We start from the raw sequence: 17657 nt of genomic DNA, 5'->3' as shown, positions 1-17657 counted from the left end.
GACTTCTGGAGAGAAATGACATAAAATGAGAAAAAAATCCTTTAAATCTTATTAATCTGTGGCTTTAAAAACCTTTGCGACTCTGCGCCTTTGCGAGATTAATTCATCAGCCAATCCAAATCTTACTTTTAACCAAAGTCATTGTCTGTCTCAAATGCTGATTACATGCTATTAGAATAATCAAAACCACCAAACCATAACCAACAATCGTATAAATTTCCATATCGGCTAATAAAGTCGCTTGTTTCGCAACTGTTCCGAAGACTTTTTTAAGTGCCAAAGTATTTGCGTTATCTGCAGAATATCCTTTTGCCATAAAACTCTGTGTTGCTGAAGCAATAGTTTGCTGTACTTCGGGATTATCGCCTGTTACGAATTGACTTAATTTTAAAAAGTGCTTTTTGTTTAAAAATACAACGGCATTCTGCATCACGCAAAAACCAATTGTACTTCCCCAAAAACGACCCGAAACTCCAACAATTCCCGAAGAAACCGCCATTTTTGCCGGAACCGATGATGTGGTAAATAAGATGAGCGGAACAAATAAAAACCCAACACCGATTCCTTGCAAAATATACGGAACGATAATATCTGATAAAGCCACATCGGGCACAAAAAGAAACGTAAACCAAAAATGAAACAATGCAATTAGCGAAAATCCAATAATGAAAATAACTTTTGTCGAAACAGATTTCATCAGAAAATAAGCCGCTAAAATAAGTCCGATTACATTTCCGAGTCCGTTAATGTATTGCACGCCCGCAACTCGTGACGGATCCCAATTCCAAATAGAAAACATCGCTGAATGACAAAGACTCAGCGTTGCCCTGCTGATATAGAAAAGGAAAAACAATAAAAACCCAATTCGCAGGTTGGCATATTTAAAGACTTCAAAATCAAAAGTCGGTCTTTTTACCAAGCGTTCTTTAAAGATAAATAAACCTCCTGTAATGAGTGCAATCATCAGCATTACAACCATGTGCGAAGACTCAAACCAATATTTTTTTTCGGCATAAACAAAAAAGTAAGCACCGCAAAGAATGGCAGTTAAAACCAAAAAATAACTCATCCAGTCGATTTGATACAACGGAATTTTCTTTGTGATTCGGTGCCCACGAAAAGTAACTAAGATTAAAAAGACATTCAAAACCTGCAAGCCGCCCGAAACGTACAGCATGTATTTCCAATCGTAATGATCCAGAAACCAAACCGCAATATTCATAATAAATGGCGTTGACAATAACAGCGAACCGTAGTAAAACGAAAAACCTATTATAATGGCATTTTTAGAATTAAACTGCTCAATTAATAATTGTCTGATCGTAATTACCGGAAGAGCCATTAAGATTCCTTCGGCAATTCTCAACATTAAAAAAAGATAAAAATTGGTAATATAAGCCGATGAGACAATAGTAATCCCGATTAAGGAATACACCGCCATCAAGTAATTTTTTGCAGGAAAAAAACTCGAAAATCTGCTTTCGATTAAAATTGTGGCGAGTAAAGTTCCGTACGTAACGCACATCGCAAACTGCAAATCTTCTGGCTCGATGTCCAGAAAACTCGCTGCGTAGGTTACGTTTGAAGTATAAACTCCCAATAAAATCATGGAATGCAAAAGACAGACAAACAAAATAATAATGATTGCCCATTTTGGAACCCAAGATTTAAAAATACTTTTATCTTCCATTTTAGTGTGCCGCGATCACGGTGATATTCATTCCCGCTCTTAAAAAATCGGTTTGTTTGTCGGTATCTTTTAACTGAATTCGAACTGGAATTCTTTGTTCAATTTTAACGAAGTTTCCTGTTGCATTATCTGGCGGAAGCAATGAAAATCTTGCCCCGCTCGCAGGCGATAAAGAAGCAATTGTACCAACGAAAGTTTTATCGCTCAATGCATCGGCTTTTATTTCGACTTCCTGTCCAACAGTTAAATACTGCAATTGCGTTTCTTTAAAATTGGCTGTAATCCATTTTTCTTTGCTTACGATTGAAAGCAATGATTGTCCTTCTTTTACCATTTGCCCTGGCTGTAAAGTTCGTTTTCCAACCCAGCCGTCGTAAGGCGCTGTAATGATCGTGTACGAAAGAAATAATGCCGCATTGTCTGCCAGAGCTTGTTTGGATGCGATATTCGTTTGTGTTGTCGGAACATTAGCCTCGGCCACAGATGTACTTAAATCTGCCGAATGAATTCTATTTTTCATTTCCTGAAAATGTGCCTGCGCCGATTCGTAATCTGCCCTAACTTTCTCTAATTGCTGAGACGTTGCCGCTTCATCTTTCACCAAAGCCTGATATCTTTCGTATTCTAATTTTGTTTTCCAAAGATTCGATTTTGCAGCATCTAATTGCGATTCGCTTATCGCTGCTGCGCTTGCTGTGTTTACAGCATTTTTCTGCGCTACAACGCTGTTTTGTTTCGCGTTTTGAACATCGGCCAAAGCCACATTCAGTTTTGACTGATATTCTCTGTTGTCAATTACAACCAAAGTATCGCCTTTATGCACAAATTGGTTTTCGTTAAAACGAACTTCCTGTACATAACCTGTAATTCGCGACATAATTGGCGTTACATATTGCTCCACCTGAGCATCGTTGGTTTCTTCGTGATTTCTGTTGAAAACGTAAAACCAAATTCCCAAAATAACCCCGCTCGCCACAAGCGCACACGCAATAACCGTTATTAGTATATGAAACGTTTTGTTTCTTCTAGTTTCATTTTTTATCTTAACCATAAACTCTATATCTTTTCTTGTCTATTTTCTATTATCTACTTCTAAATCTTGCCTCTTGCCTCTTTCTTCTAACTTTTCACATCTAACATCTAACTCTGAGGAAGAATCCCCGCCGTATGAAGCAATTCGTAATGTTTCAGAACTGCATCCAATCGCGTAGAAATTTTGTTGTATTTCGCCTGAAGCAAAGCATTATCGGCATCGACCATTTCCGTTATTAAAACCAATTGATTTAAGTATTTCAGCTTTACAATTCGGTAATTTTCATTGGCTAAATCCAAAGCTTTGTCGACCACCACAAATTTTTCAAGGATTTCCTGATATTGCGTATGCTCTTTATACAGTTGATCCTGAATTTCATCTTTTATAATTTCCGACTGCATTTGCTGCCATTCGATTTTTTTGTTAGCCTGTTCTACTTTGGTTTTATTTTTATATAAAGCCGAAATATCAAAACGCGCTTCGATTCCCACTTGCCCTAAAGTGTACAAATACGGATTCGGAGGAAAGAATTTATAATTAGGATAATAAAAACCATAATTCCCGAAGAAGTTTACCGTTGGCAGATAATTTCCTTTCACCAATTGCAGCTCTGTTTTTTTGATGTTTAATTCCTGGCTTGCAATACGCATTTCTTCGTTTTGCAAAGCCTTATTCATATAAAAATCATACGGATCTAAACCATTCATTTCATCTATATTTGAAGCAGTATCAATTGCAATTTCCTCGTTTTCCGGAATCTGAATTAAAGTTTTCAGATCGTGAAGCGCAATTTTAATGTTTTTGGAATTTGTAAGCGCATTTAATTCACGATCCGAAAGCTGTAATTCGGCACGAATAACCTCGTTTTTCGTAACCGTTCCATGTTTTTGAAGCGATTGCACTTCTTTCAATCGGCTTTTTTCTTCTTTGATGTTTTCTTCAAAAATCTTTTGAAGTTCCATCATTTTATAAATCGAAAGATAATTGGCTACCACTTCGAGCTCAATATCATTTTCGGTTTTTTCAGTTTTTATTTTTGCAATTTCGCTTTCCTGATTCGCAATCTTTATAGCGTTATTGATTTTATTACCAGCATAAATTGGCATTTTAAAAGTTGAATTCACCTGATAGATTTCAGGAATCGCTTTTGTTACTTCTTTTCCATTCAAGAAACCATTTCCTTTAAATTCGGTAATATTCGTAATTCTGGAATACTCGCCGTTTAATTCGATATCCGGCAGGCGAAGTTCTTTGCTTTCTTTAATATTTTGCTCAGAGAGCGTGATCTCTATTTGAGATCGAAGGATTTTTTTGTTGTTTTCTTTTGCCAGTTTCATCGCTTCTTTTAACGAAACCGTATGAATTTCCTGCGCTTGTAAACTATTGAATGCCAATAAAATTAGCAATAGCATTAGTTTTTTGAGAAAACAATCGTCTGTAGAATTTGTTGTTTTAAGGAACATGAATACATAAATATTTTATGCTGCAAAGTTCCTTCATTTTTACGATGACTGATAATTCTAAAAAGTCAATAACGTATTCATTTCGGACAAATGTTAAAATCTTATTTTCCGAAAACGTTATATTAAAACATTGAATAACAATTTATTACAAAATGGATTTGGTTTATGATATTCACGCAGATTTAAAAAACTACAAAATATCCTCCCCATTTAAATAATCGGAAGGTCTTTGTCCTAAAATCTTGAAAAATGTGTTGCTGAAAGTCGGAACGCTATTGTAACCTACTTCTAGAGCTACCTCTTTTACAGAAAGTTTTCTTTCTAATAAAAGTTCGATTGCTTTTAAGATTCTTCGAATGGTATAATATTGAATAAAAGACATTTTGAGATCTTTTTGAAACAAGCGATACAAAGAGCGTTCGCTATAACCAAATTCATGGGCGACATCTGCAAACAGAATCGTTTCGCCTAGATTGTTTTCAATGAAACGCAGAATTTTACTAAGTCGTTTATCTTTTGGCTGCGGTAATTCTAACGGAAGATTATTAGTGCAGATTTGAGGAAGAATTGCTTTTATTGCTTTGGCGATGGTAAAGTTTGGCGTTCCTTTTTTAAGATCGCCATTCCAACGATTGGTAAAAAGCATCATTTGCAGCAATAAGTTATTGACGGGATAAATACCTTCAACCTTATAAAACTCATCTTCGTTTTTTTCTACTGGAAAATACAAATTTCGCATTGTCACACTTTCCGATTTCGGTTCTATGCTATGCTCCACCCCACTCGGAATCCAGATAAAATGTCTTGCTGGCAAAAAGTACGTTTTGGTTTCCGTCGTTACAAAAACAACATCGCCTTCGGCATAGAGCATTTGAGCTTTGTCGTGTTTGTGTGTTGGCACAAACAATTCCCCCATCAAATCGTGGTGGCAGTAAATGCTTTTTTTATCAGCATCTACTTTTTTGATGTAATATTTATCTAGTTTCTGACCGGAATGTTCCATTGAAGTATAATGACATATAAATATAAGAAGAAATAAATAGTTTGGAGTGTAAAACAGTAGTGATTTAACCGCAAAGTACGCTAAGATTTAATTTTACTGTACGCATAGAAAACACAAAGTTCGCAAAGCTGGATCAATACAAAGCTTTGCGAACTTTGGCTTTCTAAAAAAGCATACTTTAAAATCTTAGCGTACTTTGCGGTTGAATCCAAATTGTTATAAAAAAAAATGCCTATCGTAATGATAGGCATTTTTAACAACTTTTCTCGTTCTTAACGAGAGGACTCGAACCCGTCTCGTCCCTAGACGAGATGACAGGCATGTATTCTAACACCTTTGTTTTATTCCTTATCCTGAATCAAAGCTTCGAGTGATTTTCTATTTAACTTTTTCAATCTCAATTCTTCGATTAAAGCCTCTTTTTTAGTTTCAAATGCTTTTGAGTAAACCAACTCCCATGACCCTTTATTCGAAGTATACCTACTTCTATTCTCATTATGGTACAATAATCTTTGAGCGACATCTTCACTAAATCCTTTGTAATAAACATCAAAGGTTTTAGAATAAATTATGTAAACGTAAAACATAAATCAAAACTTAATGATAAAAAAAATGCCTATCGTAATGATAGGCATTTTTAACAACTTAGNGGACTCGAACCCGCGACCCCATGCGTGACAGGCATGTATTCTAACCAACTGAACTACCAAACCCTGCGTTATTGCGAGTGCAAAAATACAACAGAAGTTGGATTCTGCAAGGGTTTTTAGGAATAAAAATTGAGAAATTTTTAATTGCTTAAATTCCAATATTTTAAAAATTGCCCGCAAATTAAAAAAGAAGAACTTTCTTTCTTTTTCTTAACCGAGAAGGTTTTCACATAGAAATATTTATCATTTTTCTAAACGCAGCCCACGGTTTCAGCCATAGGCAACGATTTATATCCATTGTGCTTGCCTTGGTTGAAACCAAGCGCTATTTTCAATATATGAGTAGAAAATCTTTATAGAATTGCTTGCGGACATTTGCTACGCCAGTTCGCTGTCGCTCGAGTCTCCTTCGTCGAAATGACAAACGTTGTGGAATTGGAATTTGGAATTTGGAATTTAATTTTGAGGCTTCAAAATTTGGAATTTGCCTTTTATCATAAAGGCTATAAATCAAAAAAGCCATCCACAAAAGTGGAAAGCTTTTCATTGGTCTAACTACTAAACCAGCTACGAGTTACAAAGTCGTAGCAAAACAACACAACTAATCTTAGATACCGTTTTTGGGCAAAAAAGCCTTTCTTAAAAGAAAGGCTTTTCCCAATATTNGGACTCGAACCCGCGACCCCATGCGTGACAGGCATGTATTCTAACCAACTGAACTACCAAACCTCTGCGTTATTGCGGTTGCAAAGATAGTACAGAATTTCATTTCTGCAAGCGTTTTTGTAAAAAAAATGAAATAAATTTTCAAATATTTATCCAAAGTTTTGTTTTTCAACCAAATATGTAGTCAATATTTTTTCAAAATTGTCACCAACATTTACCGGAACGTACTTAATTTGGTTCTTGGCACAGGTTAAAGCTAGATTTTTAAAATAGGCTTCTACCCTTTTTTCATATTCTTCTTTTACATTGTCAGCAAAAATAGAAACCTCTTCTCCCGATTCTAAGTCGATAAACTTTCTTGGTGTGTTGTCAAAATCAAATTTCAATTCGGTTTCTTTATCTACAACATGAAACAAAACTACTTTGTGTTTGTTGTGCTTAAGATGTTGCAAGGCATTAAAAAGCTTTTCATCATCTTCAGCCTGAAACATATCCGTAAACAAAATAATCATCGAACGGCGATGCATTTTTTCTGCTATTTGATGTAAATAGGTAATGGTATCCGTTGTTTTTTTGACTTTTGGCTGCTGTAATAATTCTTCCAGTTTATTTAACAACATTCTATGATGACGATCGCTTCCTTTTTCGGGAGCGTAATATTCGTATTTATCGGAGAAAACGCTCAAACCAACTGCATCTCGCTGTTTCTTTAAAATATTCATTAAAACAGCCGAAGCCAAAACTGCAAAACCAATCTTCTTTTCATAAAAAGGCTGATTTGATTTGAGTTCAGGATAATGCATGGAAGAGGAATTGTCAACAATTAAATGACAGCGTAAATTGGTTTCTTCCTCAAAACGTTTAGTGTACAAACGATCGGTTTTAGCAAATAATTTCCAGTCGATATGTTTAGTGCTTTCGCCTGCATTATACACTTTATGTTCAGCAAATTCAGCCGAAAACCCATGAAACGGACTCTTATGCATTCCCGATATAAAACCTTCCACAACCTGATTGGCCAGCATTTCTAGATGCTGAAAACTGGAGACTTTCTCTATTTCCGATTCGATTTTCATTCGGTTTCTTTTTTAATATTTTGTGCTTTATAAAGCAAATCTGTCGATTGAAATAATTTCCTTTTTAAAATAGGACTAAAATTAGGGTTTTCTTTTAAGAATCGCTGTACTTCATCAAAGGCAAATTTCGAAGAATATTTTCCAACTGTATTATCCAGCCAGTCTTTCGGGAAGAAAATATCTCCCGTTGTCTGAATTTCATCAACCAAATCTAATGAAAATCTGATATATTTTTGTGCATTTTCCTGACGAAGCGGATGATGAATATTCGCTAATCCAACAGAAACCCACGATTCTTTTTCACGGTTTTTATCCTCTTTTAAAGATTCCATAAAAGCATTACGAACCAATTCGTCTTTTGATAAAGAGGGAAGCAAAAACTCAAAACGTTTTTGTTTATCCGGATTAGTGAAAGATTTTCTGGTTTTCTTCAAGATTTCATCTGCTTTTGGATGTTCAAAAATAGCCAGATTCATTGCCATATTGGTATAATCGTCTTCGTTTAATTTCAAATTCGGAATCGAGACTTCTCTGTTCCAAACTTTATATAAACTGGCTTTCGCCGAATTAGAATAGGCAATCGAACTGAATAATCCGAACAATGTCTTTTTGATATTGGCTGATAAATTAGCTTGTAAACGTTCGTACAAAATACCTTCAAGCTGTTTCTGAACTTTACTTTGTTGTTTTTCGGTAAAAAATCTCCAATAAATTGTATTTAAATTATTAGAAGCAATTCTCAAAACCAATTCGTTTTCTTCTGTTTGAATTGCTTTCAGAAAACAATTAAAAGCTTTATCTGGTGAAACATTTCCAAGCAATGTATTTTCATAAAGATTGCTGTAGCTAGACGCTCTTGCAACCTCATCTTTCAATGTAGAAATATAATCTAAATTATTCCCGTCAAGCGGAAAAACTCCGTACCCAAAACCATTGTAATTATAAACAACGGCAATTGGTTTTTCAAGTCCGATGGCTTCTTTTAAAACGGTGTTTTTATCATTAATATTAATCGTCAGAACTTTTACATCATTGGCATAAACCAAACCAATCTGAAAAACCTGAGGCCAGATATTATTGGAGTTGTCTTCTGCTTTTTGCTGAATTTCAAAAGTTTTAATTCGGTTTTTAGAATCGTATTCACTCTTATCCGTAAAAATCGCTCTTCCAGATTTGTTTACCCAAACGTCACTCCATTTTTTCATATCGAGCGGCGTTTCTGCATCCAGAATTTCTACCAAATTATTCCAATCGGCATTGTCATTGGCGTAGTTTTGAATGTAGTTTTGAATTCCTTTCTGAAAAGCTTCCTTTCCCATCGAAGCTTCTAACTGACGCATCATAATTGGCGCTTTATTGTAAATAATGGCTCCGTACAGCGAACCAGCGTCTTTTAAATTCGCCAGATGCTGTTTGATTGGATGTGTTCCTAAAGAACGATCTTCCGCGAAAGCGCTAGGATAATGCGCGGTAAAAAACTGCAGATTATGATTGACTTTCGGAAAAATCGGGTTCATGATTTTATCGGCCATGAAATTGGCAAAAACCTCTTTCATCCAAACATCATCAAACCATTTCATTGTGACCAAATCGCCAAACCACATATGTGAGGTTTCGTGTGCAATGAGTTTGGCGCGGTTTAATTTTTCGCTGTCGGTTGCGCTGTTGTCCAAAAACAACGTTGATTCTCGATACTGAATCGCACCAACATGTTCCATTCCGCCATACTGAAAAACAGGAATCGAAGCAAAATCCAGCTTTTGAAATGGAAATTTATAATTGGTATATTTTTGTAAAAAATCTAAGGATTGTTGATGCAGATTGAAAATAGTATCTGCGCTTACGCGGAATTTTTCCGGACTGTTTTCACGATACAGCATCGTCATTTCTAAACCTGGTTTTTGCGTCGTGCTTTTGAATTTCCCTGCTACAAAAGAGAATAAATAGGTACTCATTTTATCTGATTCTCCAAAAATATATGTGATAAAATTACCTTTATCGATTTTCTCTTTTACATCGGCTCCAGCCAAAACCGACCAATCTTTTGGTACAGAAAGACTCAATTTGTAAGCAGCTTTAATATCTGGCTCATCAAAACATGGAAATAAGGTACTTGCGCGATCTGGAACTAAAAGTGTATATAGAAAATCGTCATTTCTATTTAACGATAAATTACCCGCGATAAAAGAAATTGAAATCGCATTTTTTCTTAAAATTAAACCCGAAGAAGGAATTACAATATGCCCGTTTTGGTGAACAATGGGAAGACTTTTTCCGTTTATGGCAACTGTTTTTATATTTGAAGTTTTCTCTTTAAAATCAAAAAGTAAAGGCTGACTTAAATCAGATATATTCAAATTTACCGTCAAATGGGCATTTATATTTTCTTCTTTCTGATTGGGAATCTCGAATGACAAATTATACTGAACTTCTGAAATCTGCTTTTTACGAAACTGCGCCAATTGCTCTGAAACCCCATTTTCTAAAAGCACACTTTCTTTTTCTTTTGATTGGGAAAAACCATTAGAAATCAACATAAAAAAACAAAGAAAGGTGTATAGAATTTTCATTTTTAAAGGAATATAAGATTTGCTAAAAATAGAAAATAAGTTCCAAAAAAAGACCTAACAGGTTTTAAAAACCCGTCAAGTCTAAAAAAAACAAACTGTATTTTTAACGAAAAAGGCTTGACTACCGCCAAACCTTTTCCTTTACTAATTCAAAGCTATCCAAAAAAAGAATTATTCTGTTTGTTGAAATTTAAATGTAACGTCACCTGCATAATAGGTATTACGTGCATTTGTTGGGAAAATAGTTTCTGCTGCTGTACTGGAGATATAAGCATATCCTGTAATAGTAATATTTCCAGCCACAATTGGATAAGTCGCTGCAGATCCATCTGTTTTTGTTCTGTTGATCCAGTCGTCACTATTTACTGTAAAAAAGTACTCTTTATCTTTAGTTAGTGCGATTGGCGAAATTGCTTTTTCGACTGTAACATTAGCTGTAGCTACATTTATAGTTTCAGATTTTATAACTGTTTTGGTTGCAGCATCCCATAGAGTAACTCTTAAAGTTGGATTTACATCTGGAATTTTTACAATCAAGGAGTTTATTTTTCCCGTTACGGTTGGTTTAAAACTAAAACCATATTCATAAATTCCTGAGTTTTTTACATCTACAGCTTTTTGGCTAAATCCAGATCCTGCCATATAAGCATCTAGAGGATTTTCTTCATTATATTTAACAGCATCTTTATCGTCATCGCTGCTGCATGAAACCGTAGAAACGGCAATTAATAAAAGGGTCAAAATAGTTTTTAGAGCTTTCATAATATATATTTTAATTAATTGATTTTATTTGATTTCAGAATTAAGGTTTGATGTTAAAATGTGCGCAAACTTCTTCGTAACTCATTTTAGAATAGTCTAGTTTTGCAGTTTTTGCGGTGGCCGCTACTCCTCCAGGAATTAAAATATATCGCCAGTTAAGCGTTGTTGGCAGGTTTACTGTTCCTCCTCCATCATGTCTAAATCTAAATAATTTGATTTTTTGCAGATTAGAAATAGCCGTAATTGTATTTACGAATCCTCCTGCGGTAGATGTGTATGGCACTGTGTAAGTACCTGATCCAAAAGAAACATACACTAATATGGTTCCTTTAGAAAGAATGTCTGCTGATAGTTCTGGCGCATTAATAGTTGTAGACATTCCCGAAGTACCGTCTATTGTTTCTGCAGCTGCTGCTGGTGCTGTTAACCATGCACTGTAAATAACATTTGCTGTCCCAGCTGCTCCTGGCGCTCCGTCTGCCCCATTAACACCATCAGTTCCGTCATCGCCGCTGCATGAAATTGTAGAAATGGCTAGTAAGAAAATTGTAAAAATGGTTTTTGAAAATTTCATAACAATTTGGTTTTAAAAAATTAATTAAATACTTCTTTTTTAATTCAATAGCTTTATTTTTGCAACAATCGACAGGAACTTTTTTTTTCCTTGTGATTTAATTACAGGACAAATTTGCACCAAAGAGTTCAAGCTAAAAACAGCCAATAGACGAACAACATTTTAAATAGACAGACAACATAAATTAAGTTTGAATGATGAAAAAATACACTTGTATTATTGTTGATGATGACGAAATTGATAGACTTACAGCAGTTTCTTATGCTAAGAAGTTTCCTGTTCTGGATATTTTAGGGGTTTTTGAATCGGCTGAAGATGCTGTTCCTTTTTTAGAGAAAGAGAAAATCGACATCTTGTTTTTGGATATTGATATGCCGGGTTTAAACGGAATTGAGTTTAGAAAACAAACTCTCGAAATTCCAGTTTGTGTTTTTATTACGGCGCATCCTGAACATGCCGTAGAAAGTTTCCAGATTGAAACTCTTGATTTTATTGTAAAACCCTTAAAGCTTGATCGTTTTACACAAACTGTAAATCGTATTGAAGAGTTTATGGAAATTAAACTCAAAGCTTCTTTGTTTGAAGCCAGCATTGGCGGTGATACCATTTATATAAAAGAAGGACACGAACAGACCAAAGTTAAGCTGCATGAGATTTTGTATCTCGAAGCTTTAAAAGATTACACTTTGGTAGTTACAGAACGAAAAAGACATTGTGTACTTTCGAGTATTGGAAATCTTTTGAAAGAAGATCATTTTCAATCTTTTGTGCGTATTCACAGAAGTTATGCCGTACAGAAACAATATGTTCAAAAGATAAATTCAACCGAAATTATCTTGAATAATAATGCCGTAATACCAATTGGAAGAAGTTACAAAGAAAACTTAAATTTAATTGCATGAGAAATCTCAAGTTCTTGCTGCTCTTATTTATAAGTTGGAATGCTTTTGCACAGCAGGAACCTAATTTGGCACGTTACAGCACGACAAATGAGAAACTTAAAATCTGGCTTGCATACACTCGAAAAATCTTTGATGCAGAAGATTATCCTAAACTCATAACTGCGGCAGAAAAAGGAATTTCTCTCGCTAAAAATCATAATGCTTATTTAAGCCGGTTTTATATTCAAAGAGGACTCGGATATGAATTTACCAACAATCAATATCAGAAAGCTTTAGAAAATTATGAAATTGCCTGGAAGTACGCCCGCAAAGCCAGACATCTAAAAACCGAAACCACTGCTTTGATGCGTCTTAATTATGTTTATTATTCCGTTCAGGATACTGCAAAAGGTAAATCTTTAATAAAATATATTAAACAAGTTGTTGATACTACAAAAAGCGATTATACCAAATCTGTTTTAAACGGGAGTATCGCCGAATACTACCAGAATAACTCAGAATATGAAACTTTTATTGATTATCAATTAAAGGCGATTTCATACAAAAAACTGCTTAAAAGAGACATAGCGAGTACTGAAAACATAGGTATATCGTATCTTCAAATTGGGAGCGCTTATACCAAAATGAAGCAGTTTAAAAAAGCAATAGAATATTTTAACGAGGCAAAACCGTATGTAAAAAACTCTCCGTATGTAAGTGCTTTTTTATGCAACTATTACCTGCACAGCTATGTTGCTTTAAAGCAAAAAGACAGCATCCGAAAATATTACAATTTAGTATATACTTATCCAACAGCAAAAGATTCTCTTTTTATCAATTTGAGTTTTGCTAATCGAAGCATGTCGGAGCATTTTGCAGACGAAGGCAAAATAAACCAAGCTTATGATTTTGCAAAAAAATCTGTTTTCTACGCTCAAAAATCGAATGATCCAGATATTATAATGGAAGCAAATACCAATTTCGGAAAGGTTTTAAACGAAAAGGGAGAGCATAAAAAGGCCATTGAAGTATTGAAAAAAGCATCTGAAAAGGCTTTGAAATATGACAAAGAGTCTTTTGTTATGATTAATAAAAAATTATCTCAAAGTTATGCTGCGCTGGGGCAATGGAAAGAAGCTTATTTTTATAACGAAATCTACAGCAAAAACAATGACGAAATGATGGCACAGTCTGCTAAACAGAATATTGCAAATGCCGAAGCTCGTTACCAGAACAAAACCAAACAGCAGAAAATCAAATATCTTTCTACAGAGAATACAATCAAAAATATTCAAATTGAAGATGCCAAAATACAGCGCATTTTCTTAATTTCTGGAATTACTTTGGTTTGTATTATCGGATTATTATTATTCAAACAAAATCAAAACAGAAAGAAAACCAATTTAAAACTTCAGGCTTTAAACCAAGAATTGGATGAAGCGAACAAAATCAAAGCGAGATTTTTTAGTATTTTAAATCATGATTTGAGAAGTCCGGTTTCAAACTTGATTCATTTTCTGCATCTTCAAAAAGAAAATCCCGAGTTAATCGACGAAGAAACCGCAATTCGAATGCAGCATAAAATTACAACCGGCGCCGAAAATTTATTATCATCGATGGAAGATATTCTGCTTTGGAGCAAAGGACAGATGGAAAACTTTAAGCCTCAGTTTAGAAAAACCGAAATCAATGTTTTATTTGAAGAAACTAAAAAACATTTTTCGAGTATTGAAAATATTGAACTGGTATTTGAAAATCCAGAAAATATCATTTTAGAAACAGACGAAAATTATCTAAAAACCATTATTCGAAATCTTACTGGAAATGCCATTAAGGCTTTAGACAAAACTCCAAATGCAAAAATTATTTGGAAAGCCTGTCAGGAAAATCAAAAAACTTATCTTTCAATTACTGATAATGGACCGGGTGGAACGCAGGAAAAATTTAAAGCGCTATACGACGAATCTGAAGTTATCGGAATCAAATCTGGTTTGGGTCTGCATTTAATTCGCGATTTAGCAACGGCTATTCATTGTAAAATAGAAGTGAATTCTAAACCAGATGCTGGAACTACTTTTACTATTGTTTTTAAACACATAGATACATAGTTTTATTTTTGAAAAATTCTGCCAAAAAAATCCAATAAAAAAGGTCTGACTTTCGTCAAACCTTTTTTATATCAATCGTAACCTTTTAAAGATTACAATAAAGCGTCTAAACTATCTGCGTAGGTTTGTTTAGGAGCAACTCCTACTTGTTTTCCTACTACTTCACCGTTATGAAAAACCAAAACGGTTGGTATGTTACGCACACCATATTTTGCAGCAAATTCTTGGTTAGCATCTACATCTACTTTACCAACAACTACTTTACCAGCGTACTCATCGCTTAATTGGTCAATGATTGGACCAACCATTCTACAAGGACCACACCATGCTGCCCAAAAATCTACCATTACTGGTTTATCTGATTTCAAAACTACTTCATCAAAAGTAGCATCTGTTATTGCTAATGCCATAATATATTAAGATTAAAATTATGTTTGAATGATTAACTTTCAAACTACAGTACAAATTTAAAAATTTAAAACAAATCAAACACGATTACTAAATTAGTTTTCATTATAAATGTATTGTCATTTATTATCAACTCTAGAATGTTTTTTGATATCTCAATTTACGACATATTAAACTGAAAACCAAACTAATAAAATGTTAATATTTTTTGTAGTATCTTTAATACTCCAAAAGATTTAGTCTAAATGCAGCAAATTTTACTTCAAATAAAAACATTTCTTCAGTCTGATCCTTTTAAAAAATATGCCAAACGGTTTGGATTTTTTATTCTGGGGTTAGTCGCAATACTTTTAATTGCCTGTGGCTGTTTGTCTATTTATTTCAACCAAAATAAAGCCGAAATTATTGCTAAAGTCAATCATAAAATCAATGAAAACATTAATGGAAAATTTCACGTTACCGATTTTCATTATAAGTTCTTAACTGGTTTTCCGAATTTTACTTTGGCTTTAAAAGAAGTAGAAATAAAAGACAATCAATGGCACAGTCATAAACATACTTTACTAAAAGCCAACGAAATAGAAGCTCGTTTAAATATTTGGAGTTTACTGCACAACGAAATCAACATTCGTAAAATTCTAATTAACGATGCTCAAATTTATATTTACAAAGCCGAAAATGGTTATTCCAACGTAAACATCTTTAAGCCGAAAAAGAAAAAAGCAGAAACCAATAAAGAAAAACCCGAAACAACGATTGATGAAGTAAACCTCAACAATGTTCATGTCATTATTGATAATCATTTAGGACATAAATTATTTGATTTTGATGTCGCGAGCTTGGAATCAAAAGTGGATTACGATGACGAAAACTGGCACACTAATTTATTTTTAAAAACAAAAATTAATAGTCTTGCTTTTAATACGGTTCATGGAAGTTTTGCCAAAGAAAAAATGCTCGAAGGAAATTTTGATATTTCCTATTCAGAAGAACATCAAAAAATAGATATTAAAACCCAGAAACTTAAAATTGGTTCTGATGCTTTTGACATCGTGGCTTTTTTTAATATCGGAAAACAAAATTCGCTTTTCGGAATCAATATTGAAACTAATATTTTATGGAAAAATGCTTCTAATTTATTGTCGGGAAATATCAGTTCCAAACTCAATCAGTTTGATTTAAAAAAACCGATCGAAGTAAACTGCGATATTAAAGGAGATCTGAATGTTGAAGGAGATCCGAAAATTGTAGTTCAGGCAGATATTAGAAATAATGAACTTACAATTCCCGATGGCTTGTTTACCAATTGCAGTTTCAAAGGAATATTTACGAATAATTTCAAACCCGAAAAAGGTTTTAGCGATCCGAACTCGGCGATTATTTTAACGCATTTTAAAGCCGATTATGAAAATATTCCACTGCAGATTCCTCAGGCGGTTATTAATAATCTGGAAAAACCCATTGCAACTGGATTCGTAAATTCTGATTTTGACATTTCAAAACTCAACGGAATGACGAATGAAAAAATACTGCATTTTGAAAGCGGACATGCAAAAGCTAATTTAAATTTTCAATTTGATATTGTCGATTTGTACATTAACAAACCGCGTTTTACGGGCGAAGTAGATATCGATAATGCCACATTTGATTATATTCCTAAAAATATTCATGCCGAAAAAACGGCTGTGCAGTTATCGTTTACAGAACAAGCGCTTTATATCAAGAAAATAGCTTACAAACATAAAAACAACATCATCCGCATTGACGGAAGAATCGATAATTTTCTGAATCTGTATTACGATGCTCCAGAAAAAATGGTCGTAAACTGGAATATTTACTGTCCGAATATTGATGTTAAACAATTTTTAGGCATTTTGAAAAATTCTCCGTCTCAAAAAATGGCCCAGAAAAAACAAGTAAAAAAGAAAAATGTCAATTTTACGAATCAGCTAAAATCGGTAATCGAGAAATGTACTGCGGTGATTAATCTAAAAGCCGATAAAATTACTTATGGTTCGCTTACCGCAACCAACACAAAAGCAACATTGCAAATGCTGAATTCTAAATTGCTTCTTAAAAATGGAACTTTACAGACTTCTGGCGGCAGTATTACCTTTAATGGAGCCATTCAACCAAGTGGAAACCAATATATTTTTAGTTCGACAGCTCAAGTAAGTCGTGTAGATATTGCGAGTTTTTTAAGGTCTTTCAACAACTTCGGAATCAAATCTTTTAGTCCAAAAAATATTCGCGGCCGACTAACGAGCAATGCTAATGTTGTGGGTTTAATGAACAGCAAAGGCGATTTGATCGTTAATTCCATGAAAGGGAAATTAGATTTTAATGTCAATCAAGGTGCGCTGCTCAACTTTGATCCTATTGTAAAAATTGGCAAGTTTGCTTTTCCGCGACGTGATGTTGAGAATATTACTTTCAGCGACTTATCGGGTTCGCTTAATCTTCGCGGAGAGCAAATCGACATTAATAAATTAACCATAAGCTCGAGCGTCTTAAACTTTGACATAGACGGAATTTACTCTTTTGGCCGAGGCACAAATCTAGCGCTTACGATTCCGCTTCGAAATTCCAAAAACGACGCCAGTCTTTCTACTAAAGAAGAACGAAAAGCCGTTCGCGAACGCGGAATTGTACTTCATTTGATTGCTTATGATAATGAGGGAAAGATGAAGATTAAGTGGGGGAAGAAGGATAAGTAAAATCCCGTATTTATACTCTATTTTCTCTTTTTATTTATTATTAACCTTGTTCAAAA

Annotated in this window: 13 protein-coding genes and 2 tRNA genes; 3 read left to right on the top strand and 12 right to left on the bottom strand. The window is 34.2% G+C overall.

Going from position 1 to position 17657, the window contains the following annotated elements; genetic code table 11:
- Window positions 1-106 precede the first annotated feature (106 nt).
- From ASE40_RS05430 to ASE40_RS05390, 11 genes are all read right to left on the bottom strand, one after another.
- Window positions 107-1690: an MFS transporter gene (locus tag ASE40_RS05430; protein ID WP_057115911.1), complete on the bottom strand. Its 1584-nt coding sequence runs from the start codon at window positions 1688-1690 to the stop codon at window positions 107-109.
- 1 nt (window position 1691) lies between these two features.
- Window positions 1692-2741: an HlyD family secretion protein gene (locus ASE40_RS05425; RefSeq protein ID WP_057115910.1), complete on the bottom strand. Its 1050-nt coding sequence runs from the start codon at window positions 2739-2741 to the stop codon at window positions 1692-1694.
- Window positions 2742-2830: 89 nt separating this feature from the next.
- Complete coding sequence (locus ASE40_RS05420) at window positions 2831-4135, bottom strand: TolC family protein (RefSeq protein ID WP_241774324.1); 1305 nt, start codon at window positions 4133-4135, stop codon at window positions 2831-2833.
- A gap of 241 nt (window positions 4136-4376) precedes the next feature.
- Window positions 4377-5189: a helix-turn-helix transcriptional regulator gene (locus ASE40_RS05415; protein WP_057115908.1), complete on the bottom strand. Its 813-nt coding sequence runs from the start codon at window positions 5187-5189 to the stop codon at window positions 4377-4379.
- Window positions 5190-5530: 341 nt separating this feature from the next.
- Entirely contained in the window at window positions 5531-5776 is a 246-nt protein-coding gene (locus ASE40_RS05410; protein WP_057115907.1) for a GIY-YIG nuclease family protein, read from the bottom strand.
- Window positions 5777-5835: 59 nt separating this feature from the next.
- Window positions 5836-5894: transfer RNA gene (locus tag ASE40_RS21985), tRNA-Asp, on the bottom strand.
- A gap of 606 nt (window positions 5895-6500) precedes the next feature.
- Window positions 6501-6560 (bottom strand) — tRNA-Asp (locus ASE40_RS21980).
- Between the two features lie 94 nt (window positions 6561-6654).
- Window positions 6655-7581 (bottom strand): DUF58 domain-containing protein, encoded by a 927-nt coding sequence (locus tag ASE40_RS05405; RefSeq protein WP_057115906.1) that lies wholly within the window; start codon window positions 7579-7581, stop codon window positions 6655-6657.
- A complete protein-coding gene (locus ASE40_RS05400) occupies window positions 7578-10151 on the bottom strand; it encodes a M1 family aminopeptidase (RefSeq protein WP_057115905.1) in 2574 nt (857 codons plus the stop codon). The genes ASE40_RS05405 and ASE40_RS05400 overlap by 4 nt, the downstream gene beginning before the upstream one ends.
- 171 nt (window positions 10152-10322) lie before the next feature.
- A complete protein-coding gene (locus tag ASE40_RS05395; protein ID WP_057115904.1) occupies window positions 10323-10913 on the bottom strand; it encodes a DUF4082 domain-containing protein in 591 nt (196 codons plus the stop codon).
- A 40-nt stretch (window positions 10914-10953) separates the two neighbouring features.
- On the bottom strand, window positions 10954-11487 hold the full coding sequence (locus ASE40_RS05390; RefSeq protein ID WP_057115903.1) for a hypothetical protein: 534 nt from the start codon (window positions 11485-11487) through the stop codon (window positions 10954-10956).
- A 194-nt stretch (window positions 11488-11681) separates the two neighbouring features.
- Here ASE40_RS05390 and ASE40_RS05385 point away from each other — a divergent pair, with 194 nt between their 5' ends.
- Window positions 11682-12389, top strand: coding sequence for a LytR/AlgR family response regulator transcription factor (locus tag ASE40_RS05385; protein ID WP_057115902.1), 708 nt, complete (start codon window positions 11682-11684; stop codon window positions 12387-12389).
- Window positions 12386-14476, top strand: a complete 2091-nt coding sequence (locus tag ASE40_RS05380; RefSeq protein WP_057115901.1) for an ATP-binding protein — start codon at window positions 12386-12388, stop codon at window positions 14474-14476. The genes ASE40_RS05385 and ASE40_RS05380 overlap by 4 nt, the downstream gene beginning before the upstream one ends.
- A gap of 92 nt (window positions 14477-14568) precedes the next feature.
- Here ASE40_RS05380 and trxA read toward each other — a convergent pair whose 3' ends face one another.
- On the bottom strand, window positions 14569-14886 hold the full coding sequence (gene trxA / locus ASE40_RS05375) for a thioredoxin (RefSeq protein WP_012023423.1): 318 nt from the start codon (window positions 14884-14886) through the stop codon (window positions 14569-14571).
- Window positions 14887-15129: 243 nt separating this feature from the next.
- On the opposite strand from trxA, the gene ASE40_RS05370 reads away from it, so the two are divergent.
- Window positions 15130-17601 carry an AsmA-like C-terminal region-containing protein gene (locus ASE40_RS05370; protein ID WP_057115900.1) on the top strand — a complete coding sequence of 824 codons (2472 nt, stop codon included), beginning with the start codon at window positions 15130-15132 and terminating at the stop codon, window positions 17599-17601.
- The last annotated feature ends 56 nt before the right edge of the window (window positions 17602-17657 follow it).

This window comes from Flavobacterium sp. Root935, from assembly GCF_001429295.1.
In the GTDB taxonomy this organism is placed as follows: domain Bacteria; phylum Bacteroidota; class Bacteroidia; order Flavobacteriales; family Flavobacteriaceae; genus Flavobacterium.
The sequence above is the reverse complement of the archived record's forward strand: the minus strand, read 5'-3'. Positions and strand labels throughout refer to the sequence as shown.

Coding starts and splice junctions, on each gene's coding strand:
- ASE40_RS05430 (WP_057115911.1), bottom strand. CDS start 1,690: ATGGAAGATAAAAGTATTTTTAAATCTTGGGTTCCAAAATGGGCAATC.
- ASE40_RS05425 (WP_057115910.1), bottom strand. CDS start 2,741: ATGGTTAAGATAAAAAATGAAACTAGAAGAAACAAAACGTTTCATATA.
- ASE40_RS05420 (WP_241774324.1), bottom strand. CDS start 4,135: ATGCTATTGCTAATTTTATTGGCATTCAATAGTTTACAAGCGCAGGAA.
- ASE40_RS05415 (WP_057115908.1), bottom strand. CDS start 5,189: ATGGAACATTCCGGTCAGAAACTAGATAAATATTACATCAAAAAAGTA.
- ASE40_RS05410 (WP_057115907.1), bottom strand. CDS start 5,776: ATGTTTTACGTTTACATAATTTATTCTAAAACCTTTGATGTTTATTAC.
- ASE40_RS05405 (WP_057115906.1), bottom strand. CDS start 7,581: ATGAAAATCGAATCGGAAATAGAGAAAGTCTCCAGTTTTCAGCATCTA.
- ASE40_RS05400 (WP_057115905.1), bottom strand. CDS start 10,151: ATGAAAATTCTATACACCTTTCTTTGTTTTTTTATGTTGATTTCTAAT.
- ASE40_RS05395 (WP_057115904.1), bottom strand. CDS start 10,913: ATGAAAGCTCTAAAAACTATTTTGACCCTTTTATTAATTGCCGTTTCT.
- ASE40_RS05390 (WP_057115903.1), bottom strand. CDS start 11,487: ATGAAATTTTCAAAAACCATTTTTACAATTTTCTTACTAGCCATTTCT.
- ASE40_RS05385 (WP_057115902.1), top strand. CDS start 11,682: ATGATGAAAAAATACACTTGTATTATTGTTGATGATGACGAAATTGAT.
- ASE40_RS05380 (WP_057115901.1), top strand. CDS start 12,386: ATGAGAAATCTCAAGTTCTTGCTGCTCTTATTTATAAGTTGGAATGCT.
- trxA (WP_012023423.1), bottom strand. CDS start 14,886: ATGGCATTAGCAATAACAGATGCTACTTTTGATGAAGTAGTTTTGAAA.
- ASE40_RS05370 (WP_057115900.1), top strand. CDS start 15,130: ATGCAGCAAATTTTACTTCAAATAAAAACATTTCTTCAGTCTGATCCT.